Source organism: Actinoplanes sp. NPDC048988, from assembly GCF_043197815.1.
Classification (GTDB): Bacteria; Actinomycetota; Actinomycetes; order Mycobacteriales; family Micromonosporaceae; genus Actinoplanes.
Genome location: NZ_JBICTW010000008.1, coordinates 171,690 through 189,171, shown reverse-complemented (window position 1 = coordinate 189,171; position 17,482 = coordinate 171,690). Strand labels below are relative to the sequence as shown.

The window sequence follows — 17,482 nt, the reverse complement described above, 5'->3', positions numbered from 1 at the left end:
CGAGGAAGGCAATCGGCTTGGTCACGCCGCCATCATGCGCCGGCGTACCCGCTGACCGCGACTCAATTAGCGCGTACGGCCCGCCACTGCTCCCAGACCAGTTCGGGCTCGAGATCGGCGTACCCACGCCGGCGTTCGAGGCCCTTCGCATCGGCGTGACTCATCATGACGCAGGCGCCTTCGGCGGTGAAGCGCTCGACCTCGTCCCGGCTCAGCGGCCGGCCGGCCTTCTCCTCGGCCGCGGTGAGCACGGCGGCCAGCGGAGGGATGAAGACCGGCCGCTGTTCGCCCCGCGGGTCCGCCCGGCCGCCCTCGGGACCCAGACGCCAGACCCCGAACGGGTTGTGACACGGGTGGCCCGGCGGATATCCGTCGTCGGGCCAGCGCTCCAGGCGGCGGCGCGGCGTGTCCCGGTCGGGCGTGAAGGTGTCGCCGGTGACCAGCACCGGGTCCTCCGCCAGCTGATACACGTTCAGGACGCCGAGGAGTTCGTTCGCCTGGGCCGGCGGCGCCTCGACGAGCGCGTCCGGCAGCCCGAAGGCGTGCATGCCGCACGTTCGCGACACACCGCCGTCCTGCAACGCCACGACGGCACAGTGGTAGACCTCCCACGGGTCGCCGCTCTCCAGCGCCTCGACCCAGCGGCCCACCGGCCATCCCAACTTCGACTGCTCGAGCCGTACGCCCAATGCTCCGGCCTTTCCGAGCCCGGCGATCAGCCTCGCCGTCGCGGCGTCCAGGTACCCCGGTAGGTCGAGGATGAGCGCACCGCCCGCCTCGGCTACCGCGCTCTGTTCCTCGGCCGACATGGTGCCGTAGCCGAACGCCGCACCGAACGAGCCGTCGTTGGCCACCCACTCGACCGCCGCGTCGTCCAGCGTCAGACCGCAGCGCCGGAGGGAGTCCTGCCACTGCGCCATCGTCGTCGCCGTCCCCGGGACGAAAAGCCGTACGCCTGTCATGCGGCGTTATCTTGCCGGATCCGGTTCGCGGAGGCGGTCCTGGAGGCCGGCGGCGGCGAAGGCGGCCCGTACGTCGTCGATGGATTCGGTGAAGTGCGCCCAGCTGTCGATGTGCGCGGGTACGACGGTGCGCGCGCCGAGGAGGCGGGCCGCCTCGACCATGTCGGCGGCGCTGATCGTCAGGTTGTGGTCGCCGACCAGCGGGGTGCGGGCCGCGCCGGCGAACAGGACGGCGACGTCGATGTGCGGGAAACGGGCGGCGATCTCGCGGACGACGTCGAGCGAGGCGTTGTCGCCGCTGACGTAGACCGTCTCGCCGCCGGCCTCCACGACGAATCCGGTCACCGGGCCGACCAGGTGTTCGGTGCCGTCCGGGCCGTGCTGGGCGGGCACCGCGGTGACGCGTACGTCGCCGGCGGTCGTGCTCTCCCACGGTTGCAGGCCGCGGGCGTTGCCGCCCAGCCGTTCGGCGCCGAGCGGGGTGGTCAGCACCAACGGCACCGTGGCGGCGAACGCCCGCCCGCCGCGGTCGAGGTTGTCGGGATGCTGATCGTGGGAGAGCAGCACGACGTCGACGTGGCCGGCGGCCTCCGGACCGGCCACCGCCGGGGCGGTCTTGGTCAGGACGCGGTCGCCGATCGGGTAGTCGCCGGCGTCGTCGAAGGTGGGGTCGGTCAGAAAGGTGAGGCCGCCGAGCCGGAACGTCACGGTCGGGCCGCCGAAGCCACGAAAGGTCATGACCCCACTTTCGCCGTCGTCGCGCCTCGACGGCAGTGGCTGGAAAGCCATCGTGCGATAGGTTCCAGCCATGACGCGTGACGCGACCACCATCGGCGTGCTGATCGGCGACGGCGCCTCGATCCTCGAAGTGGCGGTCGCGCCCCGCGTCTTCGAGATCGACCACGGTCCGCGCGGCGGCCCGACGTTCGAGCTGCTGACCGCGGGCGAACGTCCCGGTCCGCTGGCGACGACCGGCGGCATCACCATGAGCGCGCCACACCCGCTCGCCGCCCTCGACCGGGCCGGCGTGGTCATCGTCCCCGGCTGGCGCCGGCCGGGCGGCCCGCCGATCGCCGCGCCGGTCCGGAAGACCTTGGTTCGGGCGTACGACGAGGGCGCCACCGTGGTCGGCCTGTGCCTGGGCGCGTTCGTGCTGGCCGAGGCCGGGCTGCTCGACGGCCGGCGGGCCACCACCCACTGGGTGTGCCTGCGCGAGTTCACCGAACGATTCCCGAAGGTCGAGGTCGTTCACGACGCGCTCTTCGTCGACGAGGGCCGCGTGATCACCAGCGCCGGCAGCGCCGCCGGCCTGGACGCCTGCCTGCACCTGCTGCGCCGCGACCACGGGACGGCGGTCGCCAACGCCACGGCCCGCGCTCTCGTCGTGGCCCCGCAGCGGGCCGGCGGTCAGGCCCAGTTCGTCGAACGGCCCGTACCCGCGTTCGGCCACGACGATCCGGTCACCGCCGCCATGCGGTACGCCCTCGAGCACCTCGACGACACCGCCCTCGACATCGACCGTCTCGCGGCCACGGCCCACCTGAGCCGCCGCAGCTTCGACCGCCGCTTCCGGGAGGCCGCCGGCTGCTCACCCCTGCAGTGGCTGCTGCACCAACGGGTCCTGCGCGCCCAGCACGTTCTGTCCACCACCGACCTGCCGATGAACGCGGTGGCCCGGGCCAGCGGTTTCACCGACGGCGTGGCCATGCGCCCCCACTTCCGCCGCCTGGTCGGCGTACCACCGCAGTCGTACCGGGAGAGCTTCCGCGCCGGTCCGCCGCCGGCGGGATAGGGTTCGATCATGGGTGTGGTTGCCGAACTCGTCCTCGTCCGACACGGGCAGAGCCTGGCCAACGTCGCTTTCCCCGCCGCTGACGCGGAGGGGCTGCTGGAGGCGGAGGTGAGCGGCCGCGACGCCGAGGTGCCGCTGACCGAGCGCGGGGAGCAGCAGGCGGCGGCGCTGGGTGAATGGCTCGGCCAGTTGCCCGAGAACGACCGGCCCCAGGTGGTCATCACGTCGCCCTACCTGCGGGCACGCGAGACGTGGCGGCTCGCCGCGGAGGCGTCCGGCGTCGGCCTGCCCGCGCCGGCCACCGACGACCGGCTGGTCGACCGGCTGCTGGGTGACCTGGAGATGATGACCCGGGCGGCGGTGGCCGAGCGTTTCCCGGGCGAGGCGAAACGCCGTACGGACGCGGGCGAGTACCGCTACGCGCCGCCGAACGGCGAGTCGTTCGCCGATATCGAGGTACGCCTGGGCGCCTTCCTCGACGACCTCAACCGCGACCACGCGGGCGAGCGGGTCATCGTGGTCGCCCACGACGCCGTCGTGCTGATGATGCGGGCCGTCATCGAGAAGCTGGACTGGGACCAGGTCGTCGCGGCCGAACGCGCCGCCGGCAACGTCCGCAACGCGTCGCTGTCCCGTTTCGTCGAGGTGGACGGCCGGCTCGAGCTGGCCTACTACAACTCGGTGGACCACCTGCCGCAGGGCTGAGCGCCGGGACGAGCCGAACGGTGGTTGCCGCCGCGGCCCCGGATCGTCATGATCTTCGATCGTGCTTGCCAAAGTGCTGGTCGCGGCGCTGGTCCTGGCGCTCCTGTCCGACGTGGTCACGAACCTGCTGCGCCCGGGCCGGGCGATGGCCCAGATCGCGGCGCGCCCCGACGGCCGGATCTGGTTCTACCGCCGTTTCCTGTTCGGCGGCTGGACCCTGGCCGTCTTCGCCCTCCTGCCGGTCGTCGACAGCCCCGTCCTGACCTTGGCCGACCTCGGCCTGACCTGGTCGGGCGGCGGCGTAGCGGCCTCGCTGCCGTCGTTCGGCCCCGCTCTGGCCTGGGCCCTGACAGCGTTCCTGCTCGCCGTCGTGGTGATCACCGGCAACCGCCTCCGACGCCACGCGCAGGCCGGCGGCACGGTGCCCACGCGCGACAAGGCAGCACCCATGTTCCCGCGCACGCCCCGGGAACGAGGCCTGGCCGCGGCCGTAGCGGTCACCGCCGGCATCACCGAGGAGATCGTCTTCCGCGGCCTCCTGACCGCCGCCGGCGTCATCCTCTTCGACCTGCCCCTGGTAGTGGCCTGCGCGCTCAGCATCGCCTTGTTCGCGGCAACCCACCTCTACCAGGGCGCCCAGGGCGTCGTGGGCGTCGCCGCCCTGGCCGTGGCCTTCACCGGCCTCACCGTGCTCTCCGGCACCCTCCTCCCAGCGATCGCCCTGCACGTCGTCGTCGACCTGATCGCCTTCCTGCACATCCCACCCCCGCCCCTCCCCGCCACCCCAGCCGAAGCCCACCCAGCAAAAGCCCGCCCAGCCGAAGCCCGCCCAGCCGAAGCCCGCCCAGCCCGAGCCCAGACGGCCGAAGCCCAGCCGCCCACCGACCAGCGCCGAGCCGCGCTGCCGCAAACCCAGCCGCCGCGCATACCGGCAGGGGCGCGACCCGCGAGCGCGAGGGTGCAGGCCGGAGCTCTGTCGAGAGCCGAACTCGCCGCCGCCCTGGCCAACAGCCAACCGACCGAAGCTCGACCCGCCGCCGCACTGGCCCACAGCCAACCGACCGAAGCCCAACCCGCCGCCGCACTGGCCCACAGCCAACCGACCGAAGCCCAACCCGCCGCCGCCCAGCCCGAATACCCGCCGCCGAGCTCGGCAGGAGAGAGACCAGCGCCGGAAAGTAACCAGGTGATCGAAGGACGGCCGGCAATCCTCGGCGCGCCGTCGGGTGATCAGGCGACCGTGGAGCAGCCCGCGAGCACCGGCACAGTGTCAGGCGATCTGAAGACCGAGGCGCAGCCCGCGAGCAGCGGCACGGCGTCAGGTGGGCAAGTGACCGCGGCGGCCGAGCCGGCCCGGACCGGGGCGGCGAGTGGCGGGGGCGCGAGCGCGTGGAACGTTCCACGCGCGGGCGCGGGCGCGGGGAACGTTCCCGTCGTGCCGGGCCGAGCGCCCGTGGCCCCCGCGGTTCCCAAGCTGCGGCGGCCGGCCCCTGGGGCCTGAGCGGGTCAGTCGTTGTCGACGAAGTTCTGGAGTTCGGTCAGTACGCCTCGGTCGCCGTCCACCCGCAGGTTGTCGAAGGGGACGCGGCCGTAGAGGGCCAGAACCAGGTCGCTCGCCGGCCCGTGCACCGTGGCCACGGGGTCGCCGGCGGCCGGTGGGTCCAGGCGTACACCGGAAGGGGAAAGGTCGACGGTGAAGACGGGGCCGTCGGTCGCCGAGAACGCGATCCGGGCCGGGCGATAGGGCCACTCCCCCGTGGAGGCCAGCCCGACCGAGAGGAATTCCGCCACGCCGTCGACGGCGATCGCGGCCGGCAGCGGCTCCGCCTGGCCGATCGTCTCCTGGGCGTCGAAAGCGTGCACCGCCGCTTCCTGCACCTGATGGCGCGCCACCGCCCCCGCGGTCAGTGGCGTGCCCGAGGCGGCCCACCAGGCCCACACCGGGGTGTCGGCCTCGGCCGAGCGCAGCGCCGACAGCAGCAGTTCGGTCGACGCGGCCGACCACTCCACGAGATCACCGTGTGGGTGCTGGTCGGTGACGTCGTCGTCGCCCGGCTGTCGGGACGGGTCGGCCATGCTCACCGCGCCCGCCCAGAACCGGTGGACCGCGCCCAGATGGGCGACCAGGTCGGCCAGCGTCCACCCGGGACAGCCGGGCACCCGGGCCGACCGATCCGGCGCGGCGGCGAGCGCGGAACGCAGCGCCGCCGACCGGTCGTCGATGAGAGACAGGAGCTCGGTGTAAGGGATAGTCATACCCGGGGTTCTATCAGCCGGGTATGACAGTCAGACGTTGAACCCGAGGGCCCGCAGCTGCTCGCGCCCGTCGTCCGTGATCTTGTCGGGGCCCCACGGCGGCAGCCACACCCAGTTGATCCGGAAGTCGGAGACGATGCCGCCACCGGGTCCGGCCGTCAGCGCGGTCCGGGTCTGGTCCTCGATCACGTCGGTCAGCGGGCAGGCCGCCGACGTCAGCGTCATGTCGAGCGTGGCCACGTTGTCGTCGTCCACGTGCGTACCGTAAACGAGCCCGAGGTCGACCACGTTGATCCCGAGCTCGGGGTCGACGACGTCCTTCATGGCTTCTTCGATATCGGCGATAGACGCCTTGGCTACGTCAGTCATGCCTTCACCTCCGGGGCAGCGCCCACATCCACACCGGCGCGTGCCGCGGCGTCCTTGAACGCCATCCACGGCAGCAGCGCACATTTGACCCGGGCCGGGAACTTCGCCACTCCGGCGAAGGCCACCGCGTCCCCCAGCACGTCCTCGTCGGGTTCGACCTGGCCGCGCCCCTGCATCAGCTCCACGAAAGCTTCGTGAATTCCCGCGATGTCGTCCGCGTCGCGCCCCTGGAGCAGCTCGTACAGCACCGACGCGGACGCCTGGCTGATCGAGCACCCCAGCCCATCGTACGAAATGTCAGAGAAGTCCGACGCGACCCGCACGGTGATCTCGTCCCCGCACGTCGGGTTGACGTGATGCGCCTCCCCGTCGAACGGATCACGCAGACCGCGCCCGTGCGGGTGCTTGTAGTGATCGAGAATGATCTCCTGGTAGAGCCCGTCCAGCATCATCAGGCGAACACCTTCCGCACCTGGTCGAGGCCGCGGGCGAGAGCGTCGATCTCGTCCGTGGTCGTGTAGAGGTAGAACGACGCACGGGTCATCGCCGGCACCCCGAACCGCGCGCACACCGGCTTGGCACAGTGGTGACCCACGCGGACCTCCACGCCGAGCGCGTCGAGGACCTGGCCCACATCGTGCGGGTGCACCCCTTCGACGTCGAAGGACAAAGTGCCTCCGCGGCCGTCCGGCGTGGCCGGGCCGAAAAGGCGCACATAAGGCACATCGGCCAGCACCTTCAGGGCGTACGCCGTGATGTCCTGCTCGTGCTGGTGGACGGCCTCCATGCCGAGCGCGTTCAGGTAGTCCACGGCCGCGCCGAGCCCGATGGCCTCGGCGATCGGCGGCGTGCCGGCCTCGAAGCGGGCGGGCGGCGCCGCGTACGTCGTCCGGGCCATCGTGACCGTCTCGATCATCGAACCACCAGCCAGGAACGGAGGCATCTCGGCCAGCAGGTCGTAGCGGCCCCAGAGGACGCCGATGCCGGTCGGGCCGAGCATCTTGTGGCCGGTGAACGCGATGAAGTCGGCGCCGAGCGTGCGGACGTCGACCGGCAGGTGCGGCACCGACTGCGAGGCGTCGAGCATGACCAGCGCGCCGACCTGCCGGGCCCGCTCGACGATCCGCGACAGGTCGTTGATCGTGCCGAGCGTGTTCGACATGTGCACCAGGGAGACGATCTTCGTACGCTCGTTGACCAGCTCATCCAGAGGAGATTCGTCGAGCCGGCCCTCGTCGGTCACCCCGAACCAGCGCAGCGTCGCGCCCGTGCGCTCGCAGAGCAGCTGCCAGGGGACGATGTTGGAGTGGTGCTCCATCTCGGAGATCACCACCTCGTCGCCCGCCGTCAGGCCGAGGTGCTGCCCGAGCGAGTGCGCCACCAGGTTGATCGCCTCGGTCGAGTTCTTCGTGAAGATGATCTCGTCGGGGTTCGTGGCGCCGATGAACGCCGCGATCTTGCCGCGGGCGTCCTCGTACGCCGACGTGGCCTCGGTGCCGAGAGTGTGCACCGAGCGGGACACGTTGCCGTTGTGCCGCTCGTTGTGCTCACGCATGACCTCGAGCACCTGCCGGGGTTTCTGCGAGGTGTTGGCGCTGTCCAGATAAACCAGCGGGTGGCCGTTGACCTCCCGCGAGAGGATCGGGAAATCGGCTCGGACCCGGGCCACGTCGAACGTCATCGTTCTACTCCTACAAGGAAATCAGACGCGGGTGCCGACGTAGCGCTCGTAGCCTTCGGCTTCCAGCTGCTCGGCGAGCTCCGGGCCGCCCTCCTGGACGATCTTGCCGGCGACGAAGACGTGCACGAAGTCCGGCTTGATGTAGCGCAGGATGCGGGTGTAGTGGGTGATCAGCAGCAGGCCGGTCTCGCCGGTCTCGCGGACCCGGTTGACACCCTCGCTGACGATGCGCAGCGCGTCGATGTCGAGGCCGGAGTCGGTCTCGTCGAGGATCGCCATCTTCGGCTTGAGCAGCTCGAGCTGCATGATCTCGTGCCGCTTCTTCTCACCGCCGGAGAAGCCCTCGTTGACGTTGCGCTGGGCGAACGCCGGGTCCATCTGCAGCTTCTCCATGGCGCCGCGCAGCTCGCCGGCCCAGGTGCGCAGCTTCGGCGCCTCCCCGTCGATGGCGGTCTTGGCCGTACGCAGGAAGTTCGCCACCGAGACGCCGGGCACCTCGACCGGGTACTGCATGGCCAGGAACAGGCCGGCGCGGGCCCGCTCGTCGACGGTCATGTCGAGCACGTTCTCGCCGTCGAGGGTGACCGTGCCGCCGGTGATCTCGTACTTCGGGTGGCCCGCGATGGAGTACGCCAGCGTCGACTTGCCCGAGCCGTTCGGACCCATGATGGCGTGGGTCTCGCCCGACTTCACGGTGAGGTCGACCCCGGCCAGGATCGGCTTCAGCTCGCCCTCGGGCAGCTTGACCGACACCTGCAGGTCGCGGATCTCCAGGGTGCTCACGGGTTTACTCCATTGCTCGGAATAGTCGATACATAGATGTCGCCGTCGCGGATCTCGACGGGGAAGGTCGCCACCGGCTCGAAGGCGGGCGGGCCGCTGGGTTCGCCGGTGCGCACGTCGAACCGGGAGCCGTGCAGCCAGCACTCGAGCATGCAACCCTCGACCTCACCCTCGGACAGGGCCACCGAGGCGTGACTGCACTCATCCCGTACGGCGTAGAAGTTGTCGTCGTCGGCGTGCACGACGGCGATCTCGGTGCCGTCGAGCTCCACCGAGATCACCTCGCCCTTGGCGACGTCCGCCGCCGGGCCGACCAGCTCGAAGCTCACTTTTACGCTCCGGCCTCGGCCAGGCGGGACTCGATCACGTCGCCCAGGCGCTCGCGCAGCTCCTCGGACGGGATCTTGTTGATCAGCTCGGCGAAGAAGCCGCGGACGACGAGCTTGCGCGCCTCGCCCTCGGGGATACCGCGGGCCATCAGGTAGAACAGCTGCTCCTCGTCGAAGCGGCCGGTCGCGCTGGCGTGGCCGGCGCCGACGATCTCGCCGGTCTCGATCTCGAGGTTGGGCACCGAGTGGGCGATGGCGCCGTCGGTCAAAATCAAGTTCCGATTGATTTCGTACGTGTCGGTGCCCGTAGCCGCCGCGCGGATGAGCACGTCGCCGACCCAGACGGTCTGCGCCGACTTGCCCTGCAGCGCGCCGCGGTATCCGACGTAGCTGCGACAGTCCGGAACCGCGTGGTCGACCAGCTGGCGATGCTCGAAGTGCTGGCCGGCGTCGGAGAAGTACAGGCCCCACAGCTCGGCGTCGCCGCCCCGGCCCGCGTACTCCACGCTGGTGAACTGGCGGACCAGGTCGCCGCCGAGCGCCACCTGCACGTGCTGCACCCGGGCGTCCTTGCCGACCCGGAACTTCACGTGCTGGGCCTGCACCGTGCCGGCGTCCCACTCGGCCAGCGTGACGAAGGTCAGCTGCGCGCTGTCGCCGATGACGACCTCGATGTTGTCGGCCAGGGTGGCCGTGCCGACCTGCTCGAGGATCAGGGTCAGTTTGGAGAAGGCGCCGATCTTGACGACCGTACGGGCCGCCGCCGCGTCCCCGCCCTTGCCGACGACCCGGATCACGACCGGGTCGGCCGGCTCGGTCTCGGTCGCCACATCGATCTTGGTGACGTGCGCGGCCGAGCCGTAGGCCAGGGCGCTGATGCGGTCGAACGGCGTGAGGATGGCGTCGGCCGTGGCCACCTCGTGCACGGAGACGCCGACGGGCAGGTCGCCGTGCTCGACCGAGGGCGCCACGCCGGTCAGCGACGTCGCCTTGATCAGGTCACCAAGACGCTTGATCGGGGTGAAACGCCAGTCCTCCTCCAGGCCGGTGACGGCTGGGAAGTCGTTGACGTCGAAGGAGCGCAGCACCTGCGACTTGGTGCTCGGCGGCGGGGCGATGGCCTCGGTTGTCATGTCGTCCTTTAGTCGTCTCTTCAGCCGTCGTCAGCCGACGGCGCCTTCCATCTGGAGCTCGATGAGGCGGTTGAGCTCCAGCGCGTACTCCATCGGAAGCTCCTTGGCGATCGGCTCGATGAAGCCACGCACGATCATCGCCATCGCCTCGTCCTCGGTGAGACCGCGGCTCATCAGGTAGAAGAGCTGGTCCTCGGAGACCTTGGAGACGGTCGCCTCGTGCCCCATCGCCACGTCGTCCTCGCGGATGTCGACGTAAGGGTAGGTGTCCGAGCGGGACACGGTGTCGACAAGGAGTGCGTCGCACTTGACGGTGCTCTTGGAGCTCGACGAACCCTCGAGGACCTGGACCAGGCCGCGGTACGAGGTCCGGCCGCCGCCCCGGGCGATCGACTTCGAGACGATCGTCGAGGAGGTGTGCGGCGCGGCGTGCACCATCTTGGCGCCGGAGTCCTGGTGCTGGCCCTCGCCGGCCATGGCGATCGAGAGGACCTCGCCCTTGGCGTACGGGCCGGTCATGTAGACGGCCGGGTACTTCATGGTCACCTTGGAGCCGATGTTGCCGTCGACCCACTCCATGGTCGCGCCCTCTTCGCAGGTGGCGCGCTTGGTGACCAGGTTGTACACGTTGTTCGACCAGTTCTGGATGGTCGTGTACCGCACCCGGGCGTTCTTCTTGACGACGATCTCGACGACCGCGGAGTGCAGCGAGTCGGACGAGTAGATCGGCGCGGTGCAGCCCTCGACGTAGTGCACGTAGGAGCCCTCGTCGGCGATGATCAGCGTCCGCTCGAACTGGCCCATGTTCTCGGTGTTGATCCGGAAGTAGGCCTGCAGCGGGATGTCGACGTGCACGCCCTTCGGCACGTAGATGAAGGAGCCACCCGACCACACCGACGTGTTCAGCGCGGCGAACTTGTTGTCGCCGACCGGGATGACGGTGCCGAAGTACTCCTGGAAGAGCTCCGGGTGCTCCTTGAGCGCGGTGTCGGTGTCGAGGAACAGGACGCCCTGCTCCTCGAGGTCCTCGCGGATCGCGTGGTAGACGACCTCGGACTCGTACTGCGCGGCGACGCCGGCCACGAGGCGCTGCTTCTCGGCCTCGGGGATGCCGAGCTTGTCGTACGTGGCCTTGATGTCCTCAGGCAGCTCTTCCCAGCTGGCGGCCTGCTTCTCGGTCGAGCGCACGAAGTACTTGATGTTCTGGAAGTCGATGCCGGTGAGGTCGGCACCCCAGTTCGGCATGGGCTTGCGGTCGAACAGGCGCAGGCCCTTGAGCCGGAGGTTGAGCATCCACTCGGGCTCGTTCTTCTTGGCGGAGATGTCGCGCACCACGGCCTCGGACAGGCCACGCTGCGCCGCGGCGCCGGCGATGTCCGAGTCGGCCCAGCCGTACTCGTACTTGCCGAGGGCGGCGAGGTGCTCTTCCTGAGTAGCGATCTGGTCGGTCATGTATCTGTCCTAACCGTGGTGGTCAGCTCGGTCTTTTGTGCAGCGCGGGTCGGTGCCGGGATGTGCGTGGTGCACACCCCGTCGCCGTGCGCGATGGTTGCGAGGCGCTGCACGTGGGTGCCGATGAGGCGAGAAATGACCTCGGTCTCGGCGTCGCACAGCTGAGGGAACTCGGCAGCCACGTGGGCCACCGGGCAGGAGTGCTGGCACAACTGGCCGCCGGACGCGATCGTGGTCGCGTTGGCAGCGTAGCCCTCGGCGGTCAGCGCCTCGGCGAGCGCCTCGGCCCGGGCGATCGGGTCGTCGCCGGCCTCCCGCAGGGCCGCCCGGCAGCGCTCCTCGAGGGCGACGACCTGGGTCGCGGCGAACGCGGAGATCGCCTCGGCGCCGTGCTGATCGGCGATCCAGCGCAGCGCGGCCGTCGCAATACCGTCGTAGAAGTGCGGGTTGAGGTTTTCCCGGGCGGCGGTGGTGAGGGCGAAGGTCTTGGCCGGCCGTCCCCGCCCACGCGGGCGGGTGTTGCGGACCTCGCGGATCTCCACGAGGCGGTCGGCGAACATCGCGTCGAGGTGCTTGCGGATCGCCGCCGGGCTCAGCCCGAGCTCGGCGCCCAGCTCGGCCGCGGTGGCGGAACCGCGCTCCAGCAGCAGCTGAGCGACCCGGTCACGGGTACGCCCGTCCGCGGCGACGGCAGACGCCGACGCACCGCTTCCGAGCAGCACCTCGTTTTTCACTACGCCAACGTTACGTATTTCGTCACGAGCCCGCAAACCGACCCCCCGGTGATCTGTCACACCGCGTTCCGTGGGCACCGGTTCTTGCGCTCCACCGCCTGCGTACGATCCCAGAGGTGAGGTTTCTACCGCTGCGCCCCCTGGCCCTGGCGTCCCTGATCGCCAACATCGCGCTGATCGTCACCGGCGCGGCGGTCCGTCTCACAGGTTCCGGGCTCGGCTGCCCGACGTGGCCCAAATGCACCGACGCGTCCTACACGACCACGTCGGAGATGGGCGTCCACGGCGTCATCGAATTCGGCAACCGCATGCTCACGTTCGTGCTGGGCCTGCTGGCCGTCCTGTGCGTGCTGGCCGCGCTGCTGGAGAAGCCACGCCGCCGCTCGACGGTCCTGCTGAGCATCGCGGTCCTGGCCGGCATCCCCGGCCAGGGCGTAGTCGGCGGCATCACGGTCCTCACCGACCTCAACCCGTGGGTGGTCGGCCTGCACTTCCTGCTGTCGATCGCGCTGATCGCCCTGGCCTACCTCCTGTGGAAGCGCACCTTCGAGGGCGACGGCAAGCCGGTCGACCTGGTCCCCCGCCCCCTGCGCCACCTGGCCGCGATCCTGACCGCGACAAGCGTCGCCGTGATCGCCATGGGCGTGGTGGTCACGGGAAGCGGCCCCCACGCCGGCGACGAGGAGGCCAAGCGCAACGGCCTCGACCCGGCCACGGTCTCCCAGGCCCACGCGGACGTGGTCTTCCTGTTCATCGGCCTGACGATCGCCCTGATCTTCGCCCTGCGCGCGGTCAAGGCGCCCCGCGCGGCGAACCGGGCCGCCCTGACCCTGCTGGCCATCGTCCTGGGCCAGGGCGTCATCGGCTTCGTCCAGTACTTCACCCACCTGCCGGTCATCCTGGTCGGCGCCCACATGCTCGGCGCCGGCCTGGTCTGGACCGGCACCCTGTCGGTGTGGTGGTCGCTGCGGTCCCGCCCCGCCCTGGAACGGGCCACCACACCTCCGCCGGCCCCCGTCCCAGCCCACGGCGCCACCACCGGCACTGCCACCGGCACTGGCACTGCCACCGGCACTGGCACTGCCACCGGCACCGCCACCGAGGAGCCGGTGCCAGCCCAGCGCTGACCCACCCTCCCCCGCAGCGCCGAGCCTCCTCCCGAGGCCGGCGCTGCTTCCTTTCTCGCCAATTCGGGCGAGCGCTTCGCGGTGCCGGTTTCAGCGGGACACACGAAACGTTCTGACCTGGACTTCTTCCGAAGCGCCTGTGGATAACCGCGTGTCGTCCACAGGAACAGCGTTCCGTTCTCCATTGATCGGCGCGCTCCGGCAGGCTTTCCCGCATGCCACACAGGAGCCCCACCAGTTCCACAGTTCACAGCCGAACAGTCCCACCTCGACCCGCGGCGCGACCCCCTCGACGCGGCCGATCACCGACCGGGACCATCCCGGCCTCGGCCACGACAGGCGCCGCCGGACGACTGCTGCGCACGATCGGCGCTCCCCCGGCCCGATCAACGCCGTGCACGCCCGCCGGCCCACGACACCAGAGGGGGTGGTGAGCCGGAAAGAAAGTCCGTCGAGAGCTGAGGCGGCCGCCTGTCTCCCGGGGCGGCCGCCGTCTAAACCACCACCCCCGCCCCGGCGCCTCCCGACGCCCCAGACCCGCAACGCCCGCTGCACACGGTCGGGCACTCGTCGCACGAACGCAGACCGCACGAGCACCCACAGCGCGAACCCACACAGCGGGCACACTCGGCACGGACCCAGACCGCACCAACACCCACAGCGCGAACACGTACCGCGGGCACAGGCGGCACGGACACAGACCGCACCGGCACCAGCACCAGCACCAGCACCAGCACCAGCAGCACGATGCGGCGGGTACGCCCAGGCGGGCGGCCGCGGTGGCGTACAGGCGCGGGTCGGGTTTGCGGTGACCCTGCTGCCCGAACATCGCCAGGGCCGCCACCGCTACCAGTCTGGGCACACGCAGCGCGGACGCCCTCGGCCTACACGCGAGGTGGAGCCGACGCACAGCCGCGGACGCACGCACGATGTCCGACGCAGGGGCGCGGATGCGTGCAGCGCCGACGCATGTGTGATGCCGGAGCGGCGTGGACGCATGGTTGGCGCCGACGGCACGGGCGAATTCGCCTCGCAGCCGGGGCCGACGCATGTAGCCCGGACATACCCGTGAGCCCCAGGGCCGCAGACACCCGCTCAACGTCCGGCGTTCGCGGCGGAACGTACGCGCTGCGTCGGCAGATGCGGCCACCCGCGCCGCAAAGCCGGCTTGCCGTGCGTACGTACGGTGAGCAACGGCGCCCTGCAAGGCGCGGGCGCGGGCCCTGCAAAGCGCGGGCGCGGGCCCTGCAAGGCACGCGCCCTGCAAAGCGCGCGCCCTGCAAAACGCGCGCCCTGCAAAACGCGCGCCCTGCAAAACGCGCGCCCTATAAGGCCTCGTGCGCTACAAGACGCGGAGCGCTACAAGGCCGGGGGCTCTGCGAGCGGGACAGGAGGTCAGAGGCGGGCGAGGATGGCGTCGGCCAGGCGGGTGGCGGCGTCTGGGGACTCGGTGAGGAAGAGGGAAGGCTCGGTCAGTTCGAGCTCGACCAGCAAAGGCGCGCCGTCGGGGCCCGGGATCAGGTCGATGCGGGCGTAGAGCAGGCGCTTCGCGCCGCCGGGGATGTGGTCCAGGACGCGGGTGGCCACGTCCAGTTCGGCCTGCGTCGGGGTGCGCGGGGTGATCTGCTCGCTGCCGGGGTCGATGGTTCCCTCGTCGGGGCCGGTCAGCATGGCGCCCTTGCGGATGGAGTGGCTGAACCTCAGCTCGCCGCCGGCGTCGGAGGTGTAGATCAGGGCGCTCTCGCCGTCCGTGTCCACGGCGGCCAGGTAGGGCTGGATCATCGCGGTGCGGCCGGCCGCTCGCAGGCGGGTCACGTGAGCCTCGGCCAGGGTGCGCTGGTCCGGCAGGCTGTAGCGGCCGGTGTCCTGGCTGCCGGCGCTGATCGTGGGCTTCACGACCCACTCGCCGGTCTCGGGTGGCGTCCACGTGTCGCCGGGCTCGACGAACTCGGTGGGTGTGACCGGCAGGCCGGCCTGGGCGAGCTGGCCGAGGTAGCGCTTGTCGGTGTTCCACTCGATGATGTCGGCCGGGTTGAGCAGGCGGGGCACGCCGTGGGCCCAGGCCACGAACGCGGCGCGGCGCGGGACGTAGTCCCACGGTGACCGGATCACGGCCAGGTCGTAGGCGGCCCAGTCGGTGGCCGGGTCGTCCCAGCGGACGGCGTCGACCGCGGTGCCGCGTTCGCGGAGGGCGTCGCGCAGCGGGTGGTCGTCTTCCCACAGGTCGGGGAAGAGCTCACAAGTGACGAGAGCGACCCGGGAGGTCTCCCGGGCCGCTCGGTGAGTAGAGGAAGTCACGTGTTGTTTCTACCGGGCCATGCTCCGGCGCGACATCGACCGCCAAAGGTCGTTGCTGGGGCGCATCTGCTCCATGAGCTCGCGCTCCCACTCGTTCTCCACCTCGACGCCGGCGCTTTCACACGCCTTGCGGGCGACGTTCGTGTCGTCGGCGAACTGGTCGGACCACTCGCCGTCCTGGCCGACGAGGACAATGCGGGCACCACGCTTGCCGACGTACTCGATGACCGCCTTGGCGCCACCGTGGCCGGCGGCGAAGGATTTGATCCCCGCGGTCAGTGTCGTATCGGAACCTTGAGCCATGACGGGCAGCGTAAGCAGTGTTTCTGGGAGAGCAAGCACTCCCGGCCGGGTTTTGTGAGGCGAATTACCTGCGGGTTTAACTGTTGGACACATTGCTATCGACCAATTCGCCCGTTTTGAACCCATCAACGGGTTTCCATCTTATGAGTGACCGGCCGTAACCGAAAACCGGGTCATTTCGGGCGCGTTGTGCGACGGGTGTGACGCTCCGGTAGTGCTGAGGCCTCCGGGAAACGGCGCGGGCGGGCGCCTGCGGCCGATAACCGCCGAACGCCCGCCCGTGACGAGAACGAGATCGAAGCTTAAAGATCAGACAAGGGCGTCGACCGCGACCGCGATGAACAGGATCGTCAGGTACGTGATCGACCAGTGGAACAGCCGCATCGGCTTGGCCGGTTGCCCGGCGCGGGTCCGCTTCACCAACAGGAGCGCCTCGGCCAGGAAGGCCACGCCGGTCGCGATCGCGGTGAGCCCGTAGATCAGGCCCAGGCCCAGCGGCCAGGCCGCCAGCGAGGCGGCCACGGTGAGCACCGTGTAGAGGACGATCTCGAAGTTCACCCGAGCCACGGACCGCACCACCGGCAACATCGGAACGCCGGCCCGCGCGTAGTCGTCCTTGTACTTGATGGCCAGCGCGTAGAAGTGCGGCATCTGCCAAAAGAAGACAATGGCGAAAAGCGCCCACCCGACGGCGCCCACATCGCCGGTGACGGCGGCCCAGCCGATGATCACCGGGGCCGATCCGCAGATGCCGCCCCAGAAGGTGCTGGCGACCGTGCGCCGCTTGAGCCACAACGTGTAGATGACGTCGTAGTAGAAAATCGCGCCCGCGGTCAGAGCCGTGGCCAGCCAGTTGGTGAAAACGGCCATCAGGGCGACGGAAATCACGGCCAGGGTCAGACCAAAGATCAATACCGATCTCGGAGTGACGCTGTTGGCCGGCAGCGGGCGCCGCTTGGTCCGCCGCATCACCTGGTCGATGTCGCGGTCGATGTAGCAGTTCAGGGCGCTCGCGGCACCGCCCGCCATCGCCCCGCCGATCAGCACCACGGCGAGTGTGCCCAGGTCAGGCCACCCTCCAGCGGCGACGATCATGGCCGGGATCGTGGTCACCAGAAGCAACTCGACGATCTGCGGCTTGGTCAGCGCCAGGTAGGCGCGGAACAAGGCGATGGGATCACGACGCGTCGCCTCGGCGGTGCTCTCGCGACTGCCAAGCTCCCGTTCAGGAACGGGACGCTCGGTGATCATGCTCACGGACTGCCACCTTCCGGCATCGGCACTAGCCAACTCACGACCGTTGCCGGCAGCAGCCGGCGGCACGCTCGGACAGCCTACGCTCAGCCATCTCCGCTGCTCTGACGACCCTTGCCGGGTGCATGGCGTCACACAGGACGTGTCCGCTCTCAGCGTATGGGCCTCAGCCGTTCCCCGGGCGCGGGTTTAACCCAAGTGGATAGGGTCAAGCTCAAAAGGGATTCCCAAAATCATGCCCGAGGAGCACAACCGACGTGGCTGCCACAGATCCTGCTCTCAATTGGTCCGACCTTGACCGCAA

General features: G+C 70.1%; 18 protein-coding genes. 4 read left to right on the top strand and 14 right to left on the bottom strand.

Features of this window, described 5'->3' with window-relative positions:
• Positions 1-62 precede the first annotated feature (62 nt).
• Both ACGFJ7_RS25455 and ACGFJ7_RS25450 read right to left on the bottom strand, forming a co-directional pair.
• Positions 63-962, bottom strand: a complete 900-nt coding sequence (locus ACGFJ7_RS25455; RefSeq protein ID WP_392644143.1) for a hypothetical protein — start codon at positions 960-962, stop codon at positions 63-65.
• Positions 963-968: 6 nt separating this feature from the next.
• Complete coding sequence (locus ACGFJ7_RS25450; protein ID WP_392644141.1) at positions 969-1,700, bottom strand: MBL fold metallo-hydrolase; 732 nt, start codon at positions 1,698-1,700, stop codon at positions 969-971.
• 70 nt (positions 1,701-1,770) lie between these two features.
• Here ACGFJ7_RS25450 and ACGFJ7_RS25445 point away from each other — a divergent pair, with 70 nt between their 5' ends.
• The 3 genes from ACGFJ7_RS25445 to ACGFJ7_RS25435 all read left to right on the top strand — a co-directional run bounded on the left by ACGFJ7_RS25445 (position 1,771) and on the right by ACGFJ7_RS25435 (position 4,960).
• Positions 1,771-2,754 carry a GlxA family transcriptional regulator gene (locus ACGFJ7_RS25445; protein WP_392644139.1) on the top strand — a complete coding sequence of 328 codons (984 nt, stop codon included), beginning with the start codon at positions 1,771-1,773 and terminating at the stop codon, positions 2,752-2,754.
• Between the two features lie 9 nt (positions 2,755-2,763).
• Entirely contained in the window at positions 2,764-3,459 is a 696-nt protein-coding gene (locus ACGFJ7_RS25440) for a histidine phosphatase family protein (protein ID WP_360259423.1), read from the top strand.
• 61 nt (positions 3,460-3,520) lie between these two features.
• Positions 3,521-4,960, top strand: coding sequence for a type II CAAX prenyl endopeptidase Rce1 family protein (locus tag ACGFJ7_RS25435; RefSeq protein ID WP_392644137.1), 1,440 nt, complete (start codon positions 3,521-3,523; stop codon positions 4,958-4,960).
• A gap of 5 nt (positions 4,961-4,965) precedes the next feature.
• On the opposite strand, the gene ACGFJ7_RS25430 is transcribed toward ACGFJ7_RS25435, so the two are convergent.
• Genes ACGFJ7_RS25430 through ACGFJ7_RS25390 form a run of 9 tightly spaced genes read right to left on the bottom strand, consistent with a single transcriptional unit; the run spans position 4,966 to position 12,196 of the window.
• Positions 4,966-5,715 carry a maleylpyruvate isomerase family mycothiol-dependent enzyme gene (locus ACGFJ7_RS25430; protein WP_392644135.1) on the bottom strand — a complete coding sequence of 250 codons (750 nt, stop codon included), beginning with the start codon at positions 5,713-5,715 and terminating at the stop codon, positions 4,966-4,968.
• A 30-nt stretch (positions 5,716-5,745) separates the two neighbouring features.
• Positions 5,746-6,168, bottom strand: coding sequence for a metal-sulfur cluster assembly factor (locus tag ACGFJ7_RS25425; protein ID WP_392644133.1), 423 nt, complete (start codon positions 6,166-6,168; stop codon positions 5,746-5,748).
• Positions 6,081-6,536 carry a Fe-S cluster assembly sulfur transfer protein SufU gene (gene sufU / locus ACGFJ7_RS25420; RefSeq protein WP_360259416.1) on the bottom strand — a complete coding sequence of 152 codons (456 nt, stop codon included), beginning with the start codon at positions 6,534-6,536 and terminating at the stop codon, positions 6,081-6,083. The genes ACGFJ7_RS25425 and sufU overlap by 88 nt, the downstream gene beginning before the upstream one ends.
• A complete protein-coding gene (locus tag ACGFJ7_RS25415; protein ID WP_360259413.1) occupies positions 6,536-7,765 on the bottom strand; it encodes a cysteine desulfurase in 1,230 nt (409 codons plus the stop codon). The genes sufU and ACGFJ7_RS25415 overlap by 1 nt, the downstream gene beginning before the upstream one ends.
• A gap of 21 nt (positions 7,766-7,786) precedes the next feature.
• A complete protein-coding gene (gene sufC, locus ACGFJ7_RS25410) occupies positions 7,787-8,548 on the bottom strand; it encodes a Fe-S cluster assembly ATPase SufC (RefSeq protein ID WP_097322442.1) in 762 nt (253 codons plus the stop codon).
• On the bottom strand, positions 8,545-8,877 hold the full coding sequence (locus tag ACGFJ7_RS25405; protein ID WP_360259410.1) for a non-heme iron oxygenase ferredoxin subunit: 333 nt from the start codon (positions 8,875-8,877) through the stop codon (positions 8,545-8,547). Before ACGFJ7_RS25405 ends, sufC begins: the two co-directional genes overlap by 4 nt.
• 2 nt (positions 8,878-8,879) lie before the next feature.
• On the bottom strand, positions 8,880-10,010 hold the full coding sequence (sufD, locus tag ACGFJ7_RS25400) for a Fe-S cluster assembly protein SufD (RefSeq protein ID WP_392644130.1): 1,131 nt from the start codon (positions 10,008-10,010) through the stop codon (positions 8,880-8,882).
• A 30-nt stretch (positions 10,011-10,040) separates the two neighbouring features.
• Positions 10,041-11,462: a Fe-S cluster assembly protein SufB gene (sufB, locus tag ACGFJ7_RS25395; RefSeq protein WP_360259405.1), complete on the bottom strand. Its 1,422-nt coding sequence runs from the start codon at positions 11,460-11,462 to the stop codon at positions 10,041-10,043.
• Entirely contained in the window at positions 11,459-12,196 is a 738-nt protein-coding gene (locus ACGFJ7_RS25390) for an ArsR family transcriptional regulator (RefSeq protein WP_360259403.1), read from the bottom strand. Before ACGFJ7_RS25390 ends, sufB begins: the two co-directional genes overlap by 4 nt.
• Positions 12,197-12,312: 116 nt before the next feature.
• Between ACGFJ7_RS25390 and ACGFJ7_RS25385 the strand changes: the two genes are divergently transcribed.
• Positions 12,313-13,323: a heme A synthase gene (locus ACGFJ7_RS25385; RefSeq protein WP_392644127.1), complete on the top strand. Its 1,011-nt coding sequence runs from the start codon at positions 12,313-12,315 to the stop codon at positions 13,321-13,323.
• A 1,395-nt stretch (positions 13,324-14,718) separates the two neighbouring features.
• Here ACGFJ7_RS25385 and ACGFJ7_RS25380 read toward each other — a convergent pair.
• The 3 genes from ACGFJ7_RS25380 to ACGFJ7_RS25370 all read right to left on the bottom strand — a co-directional run bounded on the left by ACGFJ7_RS25380 (position 14,719) and on the right by ACGFJ7_RS25370 (position 17,175).
• Positions 14,719-15,621: a RimK family alpha-L-glutamate ligase gene (locus tag ACGFJ7_RS25380; protein ID WP_392644125.1), complete on the bottom strand. Its 903-nt coding sequence runs from the start codon at positions 15,619-15,621 to the stop codon at positions 14,719-14,721.
• A gap of 9 nt (positions 15,622-15,630) precedes the next feature.
• Positions 15,631-15,924, bottom strand: coding sequence for a hypothetical protein (locus ACGFJ7_RS25375; protein ID WP_203768207.1), 294 nt, complete (start codon positions 15,922-15,924; stop codon positions 15,631-15,633).
• A gap of 309 nt (positions 15,925-16,233) precedes the next feature.
• Positions 16,234-17,175: a heme o synthase gene (locus ACGFJ7_RS25370; RefSeq protein ID WP_360259522.1), complete on the bottom strand. Its 942-nt coding sequence runs from the start codon at positions 17,173-17,175 to the stop codon at positions 16,234-16,236.
• Between the last annotated feature and the right edge of the window lie 307 nt (positions 17,176-17,482).